The organism is Streptomyces sp. NRRL WC-3618, assembly GCF_001280005.1.
Classification (GTDB): Bacteria; Actinomycetota; Actinomycetes; order Streptomycetales; family Streptomycetaceae; genus Streptomyces.
In genome coordinates this window covers 12,465-29,082 of sequence record NZ_LGDW01000314.1, presented here as the reverse complement: position 1 = coordinate 29,082, position 16,618 = coordinate 12,465, and the positions used below count along the sequence as shown (strand labels likewise).

Sequence of the window (16,618 nt, the reverse complement as noted above, 5' to 3'; positions counted from 1 at the left end):
CACCATGCACTCCCAGGTTCTGCTGATCGAGTTCGGCGCCATCATCCTCGCGCTCGGGCTGCTCGGCCGGATGGCCGCCCGGCTCAGCTTCTCCCCGATACCCCTCTATCTGCTCGCCGGTCTCGCCTTCGGCGAAGGCGGGCTGCTGCCGCTCGGCGCCAGCGGGGAGTTCATCGCCACCGGTGCCGAGATCGGCGTCATCCTGCTGCTGTTGATGCTCGGGCTGGAGTACACGGCCAGCGATCTCGTCTCCAACCTCAAGTCCCACTACCCGGCCGGCCTGGTGGACTTCACCCTGAACGCGCTGCCCGGCGCCGCCGCCGCGCTGCTGCTCGGCTGGGGCCCGGTCGCCGCCGTCGTGCTCGCCGGGGTCACCTGGATCTCGTCCTCCGGTGTCATCGCGAAGGTGCTGGGCGACCTGGGCCGGGTCGGCAACCGGGAGACCCCGGTGATCCTCAGCATCCTGGTCCTGGAGGACCTGGCGATGGCGGTCTACCTGCCCATCGTCACCGCGCTGGTGGCCGGTGTCTCCCTCGCCGCCGGCAGTGTCACCCTGGCGATCGCGCTGGGCGCCGCCGGACTGGTCCTGTTCATCGCCGTCCGCTTCGGCCGGGTCATCTCCCGCTTCGTCTCCAGCGACGACCCCGAGAAGCTGCTGCTGGTCGTCCTCGGGCTGACCATCCTCGTCGCGGGCATCGCCCAGGAGCTCCAGGTGTCCGCCGCCGTAGGGGCGTTCCTCGTCGGGATCGCACTGTCGGGGGAGGTCGCTGAGGGGGCACACACGCTGCTCAGTCCGCTCCGGGACCTGTTCGCGGCCATCTTCTTCGTCTTCTTCGGGCTGCACACCGACCCGGCCAGCATCCCGCCCGTACTGCTGCCGGCCCTCGCCCTGGCCGTCGTCACGGCGGGCACGAAGATCGCCACCGGATACTGGGCGGCCGGCCGCGCCGGGATCTCGGTCAAGGGCCGCTGGCGCGCGGGCGGCGCGCTGGTCGCGCGCGGCGAGTTCTCCATCGTGATCGCGGGCCTCGCGGTCACCGCGGGCATCGAGCCCGACCTCGGCCCGCTGGCCACGGCGTACGTCCTGATCCTGGTCGTCGCCGGCCCCCTCACCGCCCGCTGGACCGAGCCCCTGGCGGCCCGGGCCGGCACATGGCGAGCCGAGCGCGCCCGCCCCGATCCCCCGGCCACGGCCCCGACGGACGAGACGGTACAGCCGACGACAGTCGGCGACTGAGGAACAGGCGGGCGAGGCCGCCGACTCCGGTGGGGGTGGCTGCGCCCGGACGACTCGGCGGGTCGGGCGGCGCCGGGACGGGTGGTGATAGCGGGGGAGGACCGGCCATCCCCCCGGGCGGTGCCGCCGATGCCTGGTGACGCGGGCGAGGACCGGCGACACCCCCAACACCCCCGGCGGTGCCGCCGATCCCGCCACCGGCGGACCCGCCCGGGTCATCTTCGGTACGCGAGTCGGCGCGGCCAGCCACCACCGGATGGGTGGCCCTGTCGTCCCGTGGCGCAGGACTCCTGCGGCGGCCAGGCCCGCACCAGCCCCGACTGGTGGGCGACCACCCGGCGGGCCCGGTCGCGGGCGCCACTGTGGTCACCATGACGGCCGTACGCGGATTGCTGCGCCTCAGCCGCACGCCCGCGCACGCGCCGACGGCGATGATCGCGGCGGCCTGCGGTCCCTGCCGCAGGGCAGGGTGCCCCGGGCGCCGGTGCCGTGGTCGCGCGGGTTGCCGTTGGCCTCCCCGCGCGGACCCTCGCAGGCGCGCGCCCCTGTGGGATCTACTCGGCGTAGTACGTCGCGTCCTGCTGGTCGAGCGAGGTGCTGAGCGGCTGGAGTTGCAGCAGGCCGTCGTAGTGCCGGATGTAACGGCCCGGGAAGTTGTACGACTCGAAGGACACCCCGGCCGAGTCGGCGAGGCCCGCCCGCTGGGTGAAGGAGGCGTCGGCCTGGAAGGTGGCCGTGCCGTCGTTCTTCTCCACCCACAGCTCGTAGTGCTTGTGCCGGAGGTAGTAGCCGGGGAAGTTCGCCGACTCCAGCGAGACGGTCCCGGAGCCGGTCAGCCCGGTCACGACCCGGAACTGCGAGTCGGCGAGGTTGGTGACGTTCGCCTCGATCTTCGCCCGGTACTCCCAGTGGCGGATGTACCGGTCCGGGTAGTTGAACGACGAGAAGCGGACCGGGGTGAGACCGTCGGAGACCGGGATGCCGAAGTTCGGGGTGCCGTCGGCGTTCCAGTAGATCTTCTGCACGCGGGTGCGGCGGTTGGGGTCGTTGAGCGGGGAACCGGTGATGTTCTTGTAGCTGCGGTCGTGGTAGACGAGGATGTCCGACTTGCCGTCCTCGGAGACCGTGAACTGGTTGTGCCCGGGGCCGTACTGGCTGGTGGCGGCAAAGGTGGCGAAGACCGGGCCGGTGCTCTTGGTCCACGACGAGACGTTGAGCAGGTCGGCCGAGGCGGACGCGGTCAGCATGCCCATGCAGTAGTTGAAGTCGGTGGCGCTGGCCGAGAAGGTCAGGAAGACCTTGCCATTGCGCTGGAGCACGGCCGGACCCTCGTTGACCGTCTCACCTCCGGCGGTCTCCCACGCGGCGGTCGGCCGGCTGAGCATGACCGGGGTGCCGGTGATGGTCCACGGACTGGACATCTGTGCGAGGTAGATGTTGGTGCCGGGGCCGACGGCCGGGTCGTTCTGCGCCCAGGCGAGGTAGCGGGTGCCGTTCACGGCGAAGGTCGTCGCGTCCAGGGAGAAGGTGTCCAGCGGCAGGGCGATACGGCCCTTCTCCGTCCAGGTTCCCGTGATCGGGTTCGCGTCGGCGCACTCCAGGACGTAGGGGCGGATGTGCCAGACGTCGTTGGCGTCACCGGCGGCGAAGTAGACGTACCACTTGCCGTTGATGAAGTGGATCTCCGGGGCCCAGATGTAGCCGCCCATCGTGCCGGTGGCGTGCTTGGTCCAGATGGTGGTCTCGGCGGCCGAGGCCAGCCCCTGGATGGTGGTGGCGCGGCGCAGCACGATCCGGTCGTACGCGGGGACCGTGGCGGTGAAGTAGTAGTAGCCGTCGGTGTGCTTGAAGATGTGCGGGTCCGCGCGCTGCTCTGCGATCGCGTTGGTGTAGGTGACGGCCGGGGAGGCCGGGACGGCGGCGAACGCCGGGGTGCCGACGGTGACGGGCACGGTCACGGCGACGACCAGGGCCGTGCAGGCCTTGAGGAGCGTCCGTCGACTGGTCGAGCTGTTGCGGGTGCGGTCCACGGCGGGTCTCCTTCGGCGGCCTGTTCCCGGGCCGATGATGTTCGATATGCGGAACGACGTGCGGAGGTTCGACCGAAAGATAGGTAGGGGATGCGAGTGAGTCAATGTTTCCGGCAGATCAAATTGCGGTTGACCGCAGATGTCTCCCGAGATGTCTTCGCAGATCGCCTCGAAGCGGGCGCCGATGTTCGTACTCCGGCGTGCGGAAAGGAAGTTGGGGACCGCGGGCGGCCAACCGTCCGCGCGACGCCCGCCCGTGACGGCCGCCGGGTGAGGCCCTAAGGTCGGTGACCGTGACGCAGAACAGCAGCCCGAGGAGCGGCAGACCGCTCGCCGTGTTCGACCTCGACAACACGCTCGCCGACACCGCGCACCGGCAGCGGTTCCTGGAGCGCAGGCCGCGCGACTGGGCGGCCTTCTTCGCCGCCGCGCCGCACGACCCGCCGCTCACCGAGGGCGTCGCACTGGCGCTGGAGAGCGCGAAGGAGTGCGAGGTCGTCTACCTCACCGGACGGCCCGAACGCCACCGCCGGGACACGGTCGCCTGGCTCGCCGCGTACGGACTGCCCGAGGGCCGTATCTGGATGCGACGCGACGACGACCGCAGACCCGCTCGCAGCACCAAACTGGAGACCCTGCGCCGACTGGCCCAGAGCCGCGAGATCCGCGTCCTGGTGGACGACGACGAACTCGTCTGCCAGGACGCGGAACGGGCCGGCTTCAGGGTCGTACGGGCCCGCTGGGCGGCCGAGGCGAGTGCCCTGAAGGAGGCGCAGGAGGCCGAGGGCCGGACCTGAGCGAGCGGGCCCGGGTGCGGGCCCAGGTGTGAGCCCTGGTGGGGTTACTCGCCGTCCTCCAGCCGGAAACCGACCTTCAGGCCGACCTGGTAGTGCTCGATCTGCCCGTCCACGATCTGACCCCTGACCTGCGTGATCTCGAACCAGTCCAGGTTGCGCAGGGTCTGCGAGGCCCGGCTGATGCCGTTGCGGACGGCCTGGTCGACGCCTTCGTGCGAGGTGCCGACGATCTCGGTGACCCGATAGGTGTGGTTCGACATGCGGGTGCTCCTCTTCGCGGTACGGGAAGTGCTGGGCCTTCCTGACGGCATTCCACATTCCACCGTGCCCCATGTGACGGTGGTTCGCGAGGTGTCGCTAACGCGCGACGCTCAGCGAAAGGGCGAAACGGCCCTGCTCGTCCGTCCACCACCGGATCGGCTCCAGCCCGGCGGCGGACAGTTCGGCGCCCACACCCTCCTTCCGGAACTTCGCCGACACCTCCGTGCGCATCTCCTCGCCCGCCGCGAAGTCCACGGCGAGGTCGAGCGCGGGGACCTTCACGGTCTGTTCGGCGAGCGACCGCAGCCGCATCTCGATCCACTCGTTGTCGGCGTCCCACAGCGCCACATGCTCGAAGGCGTCGGGGTCGAAGTCGGCGCCGAGTTCGCGGTTGACGACGGTCAGCACGTTCTTGTTGAACGCGGCCGTCACACCCGCCGCGTCGTCGTACGCCGGGACCAGCACCGACTCGTCCTTGACCAGGTCCGTGCCGAGCAGCAGCGCGTCGCCGGGCGACAGCAGGGAACGCACCGACGACAGGAACGCGGCCCGCTCGGGCGGCAGCAGATTGCCGATCGTGCCGCCGAGGAACGCCATCAGCCGGGGCCCGGGCGTGCCCGGCAGTGCCAGACCGCCGGTGAAGTCGGCGATCAGGGCGTGTACGGAGAGCCCCGGCCGCTCGGCGACCAGCGCCTCACCGGCCTGCCGCAGCGCGCTCTCACTGACGTCGACCGGGACGTACGACTCCAGCTCCGGCAGCGCGTCCAGCAGATGCCGTGTCTTCTCCGACGAGCCGGAGCCGAGCTCGACCAGTGTGCGCGCGCCGGTCGCGGCGGCGATCTCGCCGGCCCGGGCGAGCAGGATCTCGCGTTCGGCCCGGGTCGGGTAGTACTCGGGCAACTCGGTGATCTCGTCGAAGAGTTCACTGCCGACGGCGTCGTAGAACCACTTCGGCGGCAGGGTTTTGGGGGTGCGGGTGAGCCCGTGGAGCACGTCGGCGCGCAGGGCGGCCTCCGTGGCGTCCTCGGGCAGGGTGCGGGTGACCAGGTACGGACTCACGTACGAAGCTCCTCGGGTGGTGCGGATGCCAGGTCGTCGCTCATGTCCTGGAGCGGGGTGAGCCGGACCTCGGTGCGGCTCGCGATGACGAGGGTGCGGTCGGGTATCTCCTGCCAGCGGGGATCGTCGTCGTACGGTTCGGACGCCAGCACGATGCGGGGGCCCGGCCCGGTCAGCTGGAACAGGGTGTCGCCCCAGGTGGTCGCCGCGATCGTCGTGCCGTCGGTGAGCAGCAGGTTGAGGCGGGAGCCGGGGGCCGCCGCGTCGACCTCCAGGACGGTGCGGGCCAGCGCCCGGCCCACGTCGTCACCGGCGTGCAGCCGGTGCAGCACCAGGGCCCACAGGAACGCCGAGTCGGAGCGCGCCTCCATCGACAGCAACTCCTCACCGGGCAGGGCCTGTACGAGGGGTGCGAGGGATCCCGGCCAGCCCTTGACCGCGCCGTTGTGCCCGAACAGCCAGGCACCGGCGGCGAAGGGCGCCGCGGCGGCCTCCGCGTCGGCGCCGGCCAGTGTCGCGTCCCGTACTGCGGCGAGCAGCGCGGTGGTCCGTACGACCCGGGCGAGGTCGGCGAAGGACTGGTCCGCCCAGACGGGCCCGGCACGCCGGTAGCGGGCCGGCACCGGATCGCCCTCGGCGTACCAACCGACCCCGAAACCATCGGCGTTGACGGTCCCGTACCGCTGGTGCCGGGGTGCCCAGGACTGGCGGTACAGCCCGTGCGGCGGCTCCACCACCACGTCGCCGATCGCCTCCGGGGACCCCAGGAAGGCAAGTTGACGGCACATCAGCTTGCCTCCGGGGTACGGGCGGTGCGGAACCCGGAGAAGATCTGCCGCCGGATCGGATAGTCCCAGTTGCGGAACGTCCCCCGGCAGGCCACCGCGTCCACGGCGAACGAACCCCCGCGCAGCACCTTGTACTCGGGCCCGAAGAACACCTCCGAGTACTCCTTGTACGGGAACATGCTGAACCCCGGGTACGGCGCGAAGTCGCTCGACGTCCACTCCCACACGTCACCGATCAACTGCCGTACGCCGAGCGGTGATTCGCCCGCCGGATAACTTCCGGCGGGCGCCGGCCGCAGATGCCGCTGACCGAGGTTGGCGTGCTGGGGGCCGGGGTCGGCGTCGCCCCACGGGTAGCGCGTCGAGCGACCGGTCGCCGGGTCGTGCCGGGCGGCCTTCTCCCACTCCGCCTCCGTGGGCAGCCGGCGCCCGGCCCAGCGGGCGTACGCGTCCGCCTCGTACCAGCACACGTGCACGACGGGTTCGTCGGGCGGCACCACCTCGGTGACCCCGAACCGGCGCCGCAGCCACTGGGCGCCGTCCCGGAACCAGAACTGCGGTGCGTACAGGGAGTGTTGGCGAACGTGCGCCCAGCCGTCCGGCGTCCACCAGCGCGGGTCGTCGTAGCCGCCGGCCGCGATGAACGCCTGGTAGGCGGCGTTCGTCACCGGCGTCGTGTCGATGAAGAAGGACGCCACCTCGCGCCGGTGCGCGGGCCGTTCGTTGTCCAGGGACCACGGCTCGGTGGAGGTGCCCATCGTGAACGGGCCACCGGGGACCAGCACTTCGGCCGGACCGGTGAACGGGGGAGCGGGCTCGGGGTCGGGCGCGTGCAGAACCGCCGGCCCCTTCCGCAGCTGATGGGTGATCAGCATCGTCTCGTCGTGCTGCTGTTCGTGCTGGGCGATCATCCCGAAGGCGAACCCCGCCTCGGTCAGGCGCGTACCCGTACCTTCGAAGGAGGCGCTCTCCAGCACGTCCAGGGCCCGGCCGCGCACCTCCGCCGCGTACTTACGGGCCTCGGCGGGCGGCAGCAGCGGAAGCGAGGGCCGTTCCGCGCGCGAATGCTCGAAGGCGTCGTACAGGCCGTCGATCTCGGGCCGCATCGCCTCCCGCCCGGCGACCGCACGCAGCAGCCACATCTCCTCCTGGTTGCCGATATGGGCCAGGTCCCACACCAGCGGGGACATCAACGGCGAGTGCTGGGCCGTGAGTTCGGGATCCTCCACGGAGGTGAGGAGCGCGGTCCGCTCCCGCGCGGTGGTGAGCGCGGCGAGCGCGCGCTCCCGGAGCGTCTCCGGATCCAGGGCGGGGTCGGTCATGTCCTGAGGTCCTTCCCGTACGAGGTCCCGTGCGCGAGCAGGTCCGTGCCGCGCAGCTGGTCGAGCAGGTCGTCGGCGGGGCAACGGCCTTGGAGGACATAGCGATCGACGTACGCGGAGACGGCGTCGAGGACCTCCTGGCTCGCGCCGAGCCGGGGCAGCGCGTCGAGCGCGGCCGAGAAGCAGACGAGGGCCACCTCCCGCAGCTCCGGGTCCGCCAGGCCGTGACGGGCCGCGTCGGCCCACAGCGGATTGTTCGGCGCGGGCTGCGACAGGGCGCGTTCGGCGAGCGGCTTGACCGCCCGATAGGCCCGTTCGGTGGCCTCGGGGTCGTCGAAGAGGGCGGCCGTGACGGCGAGCGGGACGATCCAGCCGTCGTCGCCGGGCTGGGCGTCGATCATGCGCAGCTCGAGATGGCCGCGCGGCCGGACCGGCGGAAACAGGGTGGTCAGGTGGTAGTCGAGATCCTCCCGCGTCGGCGGTCGGGGAACCCCGGTCCGCACCCACTCCCGGAACGTCAGCCCGTCCTCCGGGACGTACCACGGCCCGCTGTCCCGGCGTACGCACATCACCGGGGCGTCGAGCACATGCCGCGCCCACGCCTGGCGCGGGTCGGCGTCCAGCGGCGGTGCCCCCGCCCTCCCGGCGCCGATCTCCATCCACAGCACCTGCCGGGTGGAACGCCAGCCGGTGGGGCCCTGCTCGGCGAGCGGGGAGTTGGCGAAGGCGGCCACGAGGACCGGGCCGAGCTGGTTCGCGAGCCACCAGCGCCGTCCGTGGCCGAGGGGGCCCGGCTCCTCGTGGCCGGCGTCGAGACACACCTGCACGGAGGCCGAGGTGCACATCATGGCGCGGCCGGCCGGACCGGTGAGGTCGAGGCACTGTTCCAGGGCGTCGTAACGGGGCTCGTGCAGGAAACGGCGGGGCGAGTGCCAGGGGTCCTGGCCGAGGCCGACGAGACCGAGACCGTCCTCGCGCAGTACCGCGCGGACGGCGTCCAGGTCGGCGGAGACGGACCCGATGCACTCCATCAGGGAGCCGGCGGGAGCGGAGCTGAGCTCCAGCTGACCGCCCGGTTCGACGGTGAGCGCCGACCTGAGAGGCAGGGTCCGCAGTGCGGCGTAGGCCGCTTCGAGCCGTTCGGGTGTCACGGGGAGCTGGGGGCGCCGCAGCTCGTGGACGAGCCATTCCACCTCGACACCGAGGGTGCGGGGCGGTCCCGTCTTGAAACAGATACCCCGGACCAGGGCCTCGACCTCGGCCTCGGACAGGGCGGTGCGTGGTGTCGAACAGTCACTCACCGAATCGGACATGTCGGTTTCCTCCTGAGATTCCAGCATGCCGCCGGCCCGGCGTCGGGTAGGCCGGACAGGCATCGCTCGTCCCACCCAAACCCCTCGCATCGAATCGCACAAGGGTGCGCATGGGTGCTTTCGGGACGATGGATCTACGTTTCCATGGAGTTTCCAGACCGTTCGCGTACCCGGGAAATCCTGTTGCACCGCCCGTCCAGCATCACCCACGATGCGTGCGGGGGCACTGCGGGGGAGCCGGCGGGGGGACGAGCACCGGGCACGGTCATGGCGCACACGGGGGTGGCGCCATGACCGCGCCTGCGCGCCCTCGCCCGTCCCGTGGCGGTCCTGCATTCCCCTCGGCGTCGTCCGCCTCACCGAACGACCATTCCGAAGTTCATCCCATGTCTACCCATAGGGGAACTGGTCGCGCGGCTGCGATGGCGCCGCTTGTCGCTAAAATCTGCCGCACCTCTAGACGGCGGCCCGTTGATCCTTCTTAATTCGTCCAATGTCTCGGAGGGGTGTAACGGTGCGCCGCCCGGGCGGCGTGACCGTCCGGCACTCCGCTGTCTCCACTCAGAGCCGAGTCGAGCCCACAGTTCAGACAACGGAGTCCGCATCATGGAACTGCCCGACGGCCCCCTCAACCGGCGCCGCTTCCTCACGGCCACCGCCCTCGCCGTCGGCGCCGCGGCGCTGCCCGGTCTTGGGTACGCCGACAGCGCCGCCGCGGCCGTGCCGCCTCAGGTCACGCTCCCGGCCCGGGGCATCTGGGACAACGCCACCGCCTCGACCTGGACCGACGGCTTCCTGAGCGGCAACGGCGAGTACGGCGCCGTCTACTACGGCGCGCCGACCCTCGAAAAGATGATCGTCAACCACCACCGGTTCGTGCTGCCCAACGGCACCCGCAACGTCATGCCCCCCGTGATCTCCGGCAAGCTCGAAGCCGCCCGGGACAAGGCGCTCGCAGGCGACTACTCCGGAGCCGCGTCGACGTTCGACAACGGCTGGTCGCTCAAGTGGACGCAGACCTTCCACCCGGGCTACGAACTCCGGTTGAGCACCCCGGGCATGACCACCGTCAACAACTTCGCCCGTATCACCGACTTCCGCACCGGCGAGGTCACCCACACCTGGACCGACCAGTACGGCACCTGGCAGCGGCACGTCTTCGTCTCCCGCGCCGACCAGGTCATCGTCCACGAACTGCTGCCCGCCACCGGCCGCACCGTCGACACCACCCTCAGCGTCAACACCGCCCTCGACGGCGTGCCGACCAGCGTCTCGTACGCCACCACCGCCACGGTCACCGGCGGCGACGGCTACCTGAACCTGCGCGGCACCTACCCCGCCGGCGGCGCCTACGGCTACGAAGGCGTCACCCGGGTCGTCGTCTCCGGCGCCAACGCCTCGGTGACCGCCGCCGGGGAGACCCTGGTGGTCGCCAGGGCCACCAGGGTGCTGCTGCTGACCAAGCTCGGCCGGTACGAGACCGCCACCGCCTGGGACGCGAAGCCGCTGCAGACCGCCCTCGCCGCCCTCACCGCCGACTACGCCACGCTCCTCGGCCGCCACACGGTGCCGCACCAGGCGATGTACGACCGTTCCACCCTCGACCTGAACGTCCCCACCGCCGACCGTCAACTGCCCACCAGTGAACTCGTCGCCCGCCAGAAGAACAACGCCTCGGCCGTCGACATCGCCCTGCTGGAGCGGATGTACGACTCCGGCCGCTACCTGTTCGTCAGCTCCTCGGGCGTCCTTCCACCGCGCCTGACCGGCATCTGGACCGGCACCTGGAACGGATCCTGGGCCGACGACATCACCACCGACGCCAACATCAACCTCCAGGTCGCCGGCGGCAACATCCTCGACCTCGGCGACGCCATGCAGGGCTACTTCGACCTGATCCTCGGCCAACTCGCCGACTGGCGCGACAACGCCAGGAATCTCTACGGCGCCCGCGGCTTCCTCGCCCCGTCCCGCACCGACGGCGAGCACGGGCACATGCTGCACTTCGACAACGGCAGCTTCCCCGGCGAGGCCTGGACCGGCGGCGCCGACTGGCTGCTCTACCCCCTCCTTGAGCACTACCAGGTCACCGGTGACGCCGCCTTCCTCAAGAACAAGCTCGGCCCGGCCCTGATGGAACTCGCCCTGTTCTACGAGGACTTCCTCACCCGCAAGGACGCGAACGGGAAGACCGTCTTCGTCCCCTCCTACTCCATGGAGAACACCCCCTCCAGCACCGGCCAGGCCTTCTCCATCAACGCGACCGGCGACATCATGGCCGGCCGGCACGCCCTGCAGGCCGCCATCGACGCCGCGAACACCCTCGGCCTCGAACAGGGCGGCGGTCAGGGTGTGGCGCGCTGGACGGCCCTGCTCGCCAAGCTGCCCGACTACACGGTCAACGGCGACGGCGCGCTCGCGGAATGGTCCTGGCCGGGCCTGGCCGACCGCTACAACCACCGCCACATCCAGCACCTGTACGGTGCCTGGCCGCTGCACGAGATCAACCCCGAGGACAAGCCCGACCTCGTCAAGTACGCCCGCAAGGCCCTGGACAAGCGCGGTGACCAGAACTACTCGGCCCACGGCAGCCTGCACCGGGCCCTGGCCCGCGCCCGTCTCAAGGACGGCCCCGGCGTCTACGGCAACCTGCTGAAGATCTACGGCCGGAACATGGTGTGGCGGTCCCTGATGACGTCCCACAACCCCAACCTGGACATCTACAACTGCGACGCCGCCAACGCCGTCCCCGGCATCCTCGGCGAAGCGCTCGTCTACACCCGCCCCGGCGTCCTGGAGATCCTCCCCGCGCTCCCGGACCAACTGGCCACCGGCACCATCAAGGGGGTGCGCGGACGCAACCGCGTCACCGTCCAGTCGCTGTCCTGGGACACCGCGGCCCGCACCGCCACCGTCAGGCTCACCTCGGACATCGACCAGGACATCACGTTCATCTGCCGACGCGGCATCACGTCCGTCAGCACCGGAGCCACCGTCACCGCGTCGGCCCTGGGCAACCACGCCCGCGTGGTGTCGTTGACCGCCGGGACGAGCACCACGATCACGATCGGCCTGCTGACCGGCGGCTTCAAGCTGGTCAACCGTAAGAGCGGCAAGGTCATGGACGTCTCGGGCGGATCGACCGCCAACGGCGGTGCCGTCATCCAGTACCCCTGGGTCGGCAGCACCAACCAGCAGTGGAACCTGCTGCCCGATTACGACGGCTCCTACCGTCTGTGCAACGTCAGAAGCGGCAAGATGCTGGACAATCCGGGTTCCTCCACCAGCTCGGGCACCGCCCTGGACCAGTACTCGGACACCGACAGCACCAACCAGTGGTGGAAGCTCGTTCCCGCCGCCACCAGCGGCCACTACCGGCTCGTCAACGTGAAGAGCGGGCTGTGCGTGGACGTCCAGGGCGGCTCCACGGCCGACGGCGCGAAGCTCGTCCAGGGGCCGGTCAGCGGCGACGCCGGCCAGGAATGGCAGCCCGTGGGAGTGTGAGGCGGAGGGCGGACGGCCGGGCGGCCGGTGTCCGAAGACACCGGCCGCCCGCCAAGCCTCAAAGGCCAGTCCGAAGACTCACTCCCACCCGTACCGCTCACGCAGCCGCCGTACGACGGCGTTGAACCGCATCCGGTCCAGCGCACAGGCCTCGCGCCGCATCCCGTCCTCGAACAGCCGCAGGACCCGGTCCACATCCACCCACGAGTCGCGTCCGGTCCGGTCCCACGGTCCGCTCCCGATCGGCACCCACTCCCGATCCCCGTCGTGCCGCTTGCTGGACAGCTGAACGGCGAGGAAAGTCCCTCCGGCCTCGCGTGCGACAACCAGCAGGGGCCGGTCTTTCCCCCTCCCGTCGTTCTCCTCGAACGGCACCCAGGTCCACACGATCTCCCCGGGATCGGGATCCCCGTCGTGGGCGGGCGAGTACTCCGTACGCACCCGCCCCACATCGCGAGGGTCGGCCTCGGTGGTGGCGGAGGGGCCATAACGCCCCGGAACTTCGGCATCGGGAAAGGCAGTCACGAGGCTCACGTTAGAGCCTGCGCGCTGCCTCTCACCGCGGCGCCCCACACTTCAGCGCACCGCCCTCACCGCATCACCCCTCGTCCACCTCCACCGTCACCTTCTGCACGCCGGGCGCCGCGATCCCGTTCAGCGAGGAAGTCCCGTTCGCTGTCGGCCCGTTCGGCGTCTGTCCGGTCTGGTTCATGGACGCGAGCAGCTGCCGCGCCAGGCCCAGTCCCGTACCGCCCATGGTGAGCGCCTTGGCGAGCATCTCCGCCATACCGTCCGCGCCGTTGAGCACCACCATGTTGTCGACGCTGCCGAACGCGGACGCACCGGCCTTGACGATCTCCGGCCAGTTCTCGGCGAGTTGCTGGGCGACCACCGCCTCCTGGTTCTCCGCGAGCGCGGCGGCCCGCGCCTTGATGGTCTCCGCCTCCGCGAGCCCCTTCGCCCGCGTCGCCTCGGCGACGGCGAGCCCCTTGGCCTGCGACGCGGCGGCCTCGGCCTCACCGGTCGCCCGGGTCGCCATGGCGGCGGCAGCACCACGTGCCTTGGTCGCCTCGGCCTCGGCGGTCGCGGCCGTCGTGATGCGGTTCGCCTCGGCCGTCGCCGCGAGCTCTGTCTCCTTGGCCTTGGCCTGCGCCGCCGAGATACGCGCGTCACGCTCGGCCTCGGCCCGCGCCCGCGTCTCGTAGGCCTGCGCGTCGGCCGGCTTGCGGACGTCCGCCTGGAGCTGCTGTTCCCGGCGCAGGGCGTCGAGTTCGGCGATGCGGGTCTCCTGGACGACGACGTCCTGCCGGGCCGCCGCGTCGGCGAGCGGCCCGGCCTGGCGGGCCTTCGCCGCCGCCTTGTCGCGCTCGGCCTGGTAGCCGGCCTGGAGGATCTCGCTGTCCCGGGTGGCCTCCGACATCCGCGCCGCGGCCTTCTGCTCGGCCTCCGTGGCGAGACGATTCGCCTCCGCCTGGGCGATCCGCGCGTCCCGCTGTACGGCGGCGGCGTGCGGCATGGCGAGGTTCTTGATGTACCCGGTCGGGTCCTCGATCTCGTGGATCTGGAGGGAGTCGACGATCAGGCCGAGCTTCTCCATCTCCGTGCCGCACGCGGCCCGGGTCTGCCCGGTGAGCTTCTCGCGGTCGCGGATCATCTCCTCGACGGTCAACCCGCCGACGATGGACCGCAGATGACCGGCGAACACGTTGTGCACACGCTCCGCCATCATCTTCTGCTGGTCGAGGAACCGGCGACCCGCGTTGGCGATCGACACGAAGTCGTCGCCCACCTTGAAGATCACGACGCCCCGCACCTTGAGCGGAATGCCCTGGGTGGTCACGCAGTCCACGTGCAGCTCGGTCTCGTTCAGGTCGAGCGAGATCTTCCGCACCGCCTGCACGCCGGGCAGCACGAGCGTGCCCCGACCGGTGACGATACGGAACCCCATGCCTGCTTCAAGGCCTTCGGTCCTGTGCTTCGAACCGGAGATGATGAGTGCCTCGTTGGGTTCAGCGACCCGCCACATCATCTTGAAAACACCGATGAGTGCGAGGACGGCAACTACCGCGACCCCCGCAACGACGCCGACGAACATCGGCATACGCCCCCTTTGCCTGGTGCCCTTTCGGCACCGAACGACGCAAGGGTGCTCCTGCCGGAGCCCGGGGTACAGCGGCAGACGAATCCTTGTTGCAACCTTGACGCATACGTGATCATCCGCAGACGTACGGGCCGCACGGCGGCACGTTGGCGGACGTCAGCTGTCGTACGCGGGAGTGACGTACACCGTGCGCGGCGGCAGGTACTCGACGACCATGACCACCGTCCCGCGCTCGATACGTTCCTGTGCCACAGCCGGATACGCCAGGAAGTGTTCGGCGCCACCGCGCACCCGGACGATCACCTCGCCGACCAGCCCCGGCCCGATCGTGCCCGTCACCCGCCCCATCAAGCCGACCATCGGCGCGTCGTCCATGGTCACAGCGTACGGGCCCGGGCGCCCTTGTGGCGCTGCCGGGTCGGCAGTCGCGGGGGAGCGGCAGTCGTCGGCGCGAGGAGTACGTCGTATCTCCCAACAAGGCTGGCCTCTCGGCGAGTTGGACGCTCCGGCCCCTGTGTCGGCTGCGAGGGACGCGCCCGTGCTGCGGGTCGATGCCGATCGGACGGGTCCGCGACCGGGGACGCGTCGCACCGCGCCGGTGCGTTCCCCAAAGCGATTCCACAGCCTCGCCGCCGCACGCCGACGGCGCTGTGTCCAGGCAGAAGTCCGCAGGTCCGGCACATGTCCGAGCTATTGACGCGTGTACGACTCGGGCTTACGGTCTGACCGATTTACCGAACTGCGTTCGCAATGTCGAACGCGGAGAGCCGTCGGTTGGATCACCAAGGAGCCGCACATGACCAGTCCCCGCCCCACGCCCTCCCGTCGCAGCCTGCTGCGCGCGCTGGCCGTCCTCCCCGCCTCGGCGCTCGTCCTGGGCGAACTGCCAGGACTGCTCGGCACGGCCGCCGCGGCGGCCCCGCCCAGTGGCTCCGCGACGCGCTACACCATCGTCCCGTTCCTCGACAGCAACGACGGCACGGTGAACGTCTACCAGTCCGACGACGCCACCGACTTCCGGCTGGTGAAGGCCTCGGCCTACACCCCGCCCAGCAACCGCATCCGCGACGCGAGCGTCTTCAAGCACACCGACGGCTTCTACTACGTCACCTACACCACGCACGCCTGGCAGGACGTCAGCACCACCATCGGCTTCGCCCGCAGCTCGGACCAGGTCAACTGGACCTTCCTGTACGACTACACGGTCCCGATCGCCGGTCTGTCCCGTGCCTGGGCACCCGAGTGGTTCGTCGACAGCGACGGCAGCGTGAACATCATCGTGTCCTGCTCGGTCACCAGCGACGAGTGGATCTTCACCCCGTATCTGCTGAAGGCCACCAACACCGCGCTCACGGCGTGGACTTCACCGGTTGCGCTGTCAGGTATCGGGCCTAACCACATCGACACGTACATCGTGAAGATCGGTTCCACTTACCACGCCTTCCCGAAGAACGAGACGACGAAGTACATCGAGTACGCCACCGCCACCAGCCTCGCCGGCCCCTACACGATCAGGAAGACCGGCGACTGGGCCGGCTGGGGCAGCTACCGCGAAGGCCCGGCCGTGATCCAGCTCGACAACGGCGCCTGGCGGATCTTCTTCGACGGCTACGGCGACCGGAAGTACTACTACAGCGACAGCTACGACACCTTCGCCACCTGGACCGCCCCGAAGGCGCTGCCCTCGATCTCCGGAACGGCCCGGCACTTCTCGGTGGTCAAGGAGACGGTCAGCGGCGGCCCGAGCCTGTCGAAGGGCATAACGCGCTCCTTCCAGTCGGTCAACTACCCGACGCGGTACTGGCAGGAGCAGTCCGCGCTGCTCAACCTCCCCGTGGTGAGCGGCTCCAGCACCACCGCGCTCAAGCAGGCGTCCACCTTCACGGTCGTCGCGGGACTGGCCGACGCGGGCGGCTACTCGTTCCGCGACAGCTCCGGCAACTACCTCCGCCACTGGGACTACCGTGCCCGTTTCGACGCCAACGACGGCACGTCGATCTTCGCGAAGGACGCCACGTTCATCGCCAGGACGGGCACGGCATCGGGGTCGGTGCGCTTCGAGTCGTACAACTACCCGGGTTACTTCCTGCGCCACTACAACTACCAGTTGCGCGTGGAGGTGACGGACGGCACGGACACCTTCCGCCAGGACAGCTCCTTCGTCCCGGTGACGGCCTGGGCGTAGCCGCTCCAGCCGCACCAGGCG

General features: G+C 70.3%; 13 protein-coding genes. 4 read left to right on the top strand and 9 right to left on the bottom strand.

Annotated features, from left to right (window positions below; genetic code table 11):
• Positions 1-4 precede the first annotated feature (4 nt).
• Entirely contained in the window at positions 5-1,237 is a 1,233-nt protein-coding gene (locus ADL01_RS24090; RefSeq protein ID WP_053744109.1) for a cation:proton antiporter, read from the top strand.
• A 554-nt stretch (positions 1,238-1,791) separates the two neighbouring features.
• On the opposite strand, the gene ADL01_RS24085 is transcribed toward ADL01_RS24090, so the two are convergent.
• The gene (locus ADL01_RS24085; protein ID WP_053744141.1) at positions 1,792-3,207 is read right to left on the bottom strand and encodes a family 43 glycosylhydrolase; all 1,416 of its coding nucleotides are present in this window, start codon (positions 3,205-3,207) and stop codon (positions 1,792-1,794) included.
• 353 nt (positions 3,208-3,560) lie between these two features.
• On the opposite strand from ADL01_RS24085, the gene ADL01_RS24080 reads away from it, so the two are divergent.
• Positions 3,561-4,064, top strand: a complete 504-nt coding sequence (locus ADL01_RS24080) for a nucleotidase (RefSeq protein WP_053744140.1) — start codon at positions 3,561-3,563, stop codon at positions 4,062-4,064.
• Between the two features lie 44 nt (positions 4,065-4,108).
• On the opposite strand, the gene ADL01_RS24075 is transcribed toward ADL01_RS24080, so the two are convergent.
• From ADL01_RS24075 to egtA, 5 genes are all read right to left on the bottom strand, one after another.
• Positions 4,109-4,324: a dodecin gene (locus tag ADL01_RS24075; protein WP_053744108.1), complete on the bottom strand. Its 216-nt coding sequence runs from the start codon at positions 4,322-4,324 to the stop codon at positions 4,109-4,111.
• A 97-nt stretch (positions 4,325-4,421) separates the two neighbouring features.
• Positions 4,422-5,384 (bottom strand): L-histidine N(alpha)-methyltransferase, encoded by a 963-nt coding sequence (egtD, locus tag ADL01_RS24070; RefSeq protein WP_053744107.1) that lies wholly within the window; start codon positions 5,382-5,384, stop codon positions 4,422-4,424.
• The gene (gene egtC, locus ADL01_RS24065; RefSeq protein WP_053744106.1) at positions 5,381-6,172 is read right to left on the bottom strand and encodes an ergothioneine biosynthesis protein EgtC; all 792 of its coding nucleotides are present in this window, start codon (positions 6,170-6,172) and stop codon (positions 5,381-5,383) included. The genes egtD and egtC overlap by 4 nt, the downstream gene beginning before the upstream one ends.
• A complete protein-coding gene (egtB, locus tag ADL01_RS24060) occupies positions 6,172-7,494 on the bottom strand; it encodes an ergothioneine biosynthesis protein EgtB (RefSeq protein ID WP_053744105.1) in 1,323 nt (440 codons plus the stop codon). Before egtB ends, egtC begins: the two co-directional genes overlap by 1 nt.
• Positions 7,491-8,807, bottom strand: a complete 1,317-nt coding sequence (gene egtA, locus ADL01_RS24055) for an ergothioneine biosynthesis glutamate--cysteine ligase EgtA (protein WP_053744104.1) — start codon at positions 8,805-8,807, stop codon at positions 7,491-7,493. Before egtA ends, egtB begins: the two co-directional genes overlap by 4 nt.
• Positions 8,808-9,413: 606 nt before the next feature.
• On the opposite strand from egtA, the gene ADL01_RS24050 reads away from it, so the two are divergent.
• The gene (locus tag ADL01_RS24050; RefSeq protein WP_053744103.1) at positions 9,414-12,311 is read left to right on the top strand and encodes a glycosyl hydrolase family 95 catalytic domain-containing protein; all 2,898 of its coding nucleotides are present in this window, start codon (positions 9,414-9,416) and stop codon (positions 12,309-12,311) included.
• A 78-nt stretch (positions 12,312-12,389) separates the two neighbouring features.
• On the opposite strand, the gene ADL01_RS24045 is transcribed toward ADL01_RS24050, so the two are convergent.
• The 3 genes from ADL01_RS24045 to ADL01_RS24035 all read right to left on the bottom strand — a co-directional run bounded on the left by ADL01_RS24045 (position 12,390) and on the right by ADL01_RS24035 (position 14,793).
• Positions 12,390-12,836 carry a type II toxin-antitoxin system PemK/MazF family toxin gene (locus ADL01_RS24045; RefSeq protein ID WP_053744102.1) on the bottom strand — a complete coding sequence of 149 codons (447 nt, stop codon included), beginning with the start codon at positions 12,834-12,836 and terminating at the stop codon, positions 12,390-12,392.
• Positions 12,837-12,909: 73 nt separating this feature from the next.
• Positions 12,910-14,412 (bottom strand): flotillin family protein, encoded by a 1,503-nt coding sequence (locus ADL01_RS24040; protein WP_053744101.1) that lies wholly within the window; start codon positions 14,410-14,412, stop codon positions 12,910-12,912.
• 156 nt (positions 14,413-14,568) lie between these two features.
• Positions 14,569-14,793 carry a hypothetical protein gene (locus tag ADL01_RS24035; RefSeq protein WP_063783575.1) on the bottom strand — a complete coding sequence of 75 codons (225 nt, stop codon included), beginning with the start codon at positions 14,791-14,793 and terminating at the stop codon, positions 14,569-14,571.
• A gap of 415 nt (positions 14,794-15,208) precedes the next feature.
• On the opposite strand from ADL01_RS24035, the gene ADL01_RS24030 reads away from it, so the two are divergent.
• A complete protein-coding gene (locus tag ADL01_RS24030) occupies positions 15,209-16,597 on the top strand; it encodes a glycoside hydrolase family 43 protein (RefSeq protein WP_053744099.1) in 1,389 nt (462 codons plus the stop codon).
• Positions 16,598-16,618: the final 21 nt, after the last annotated feature.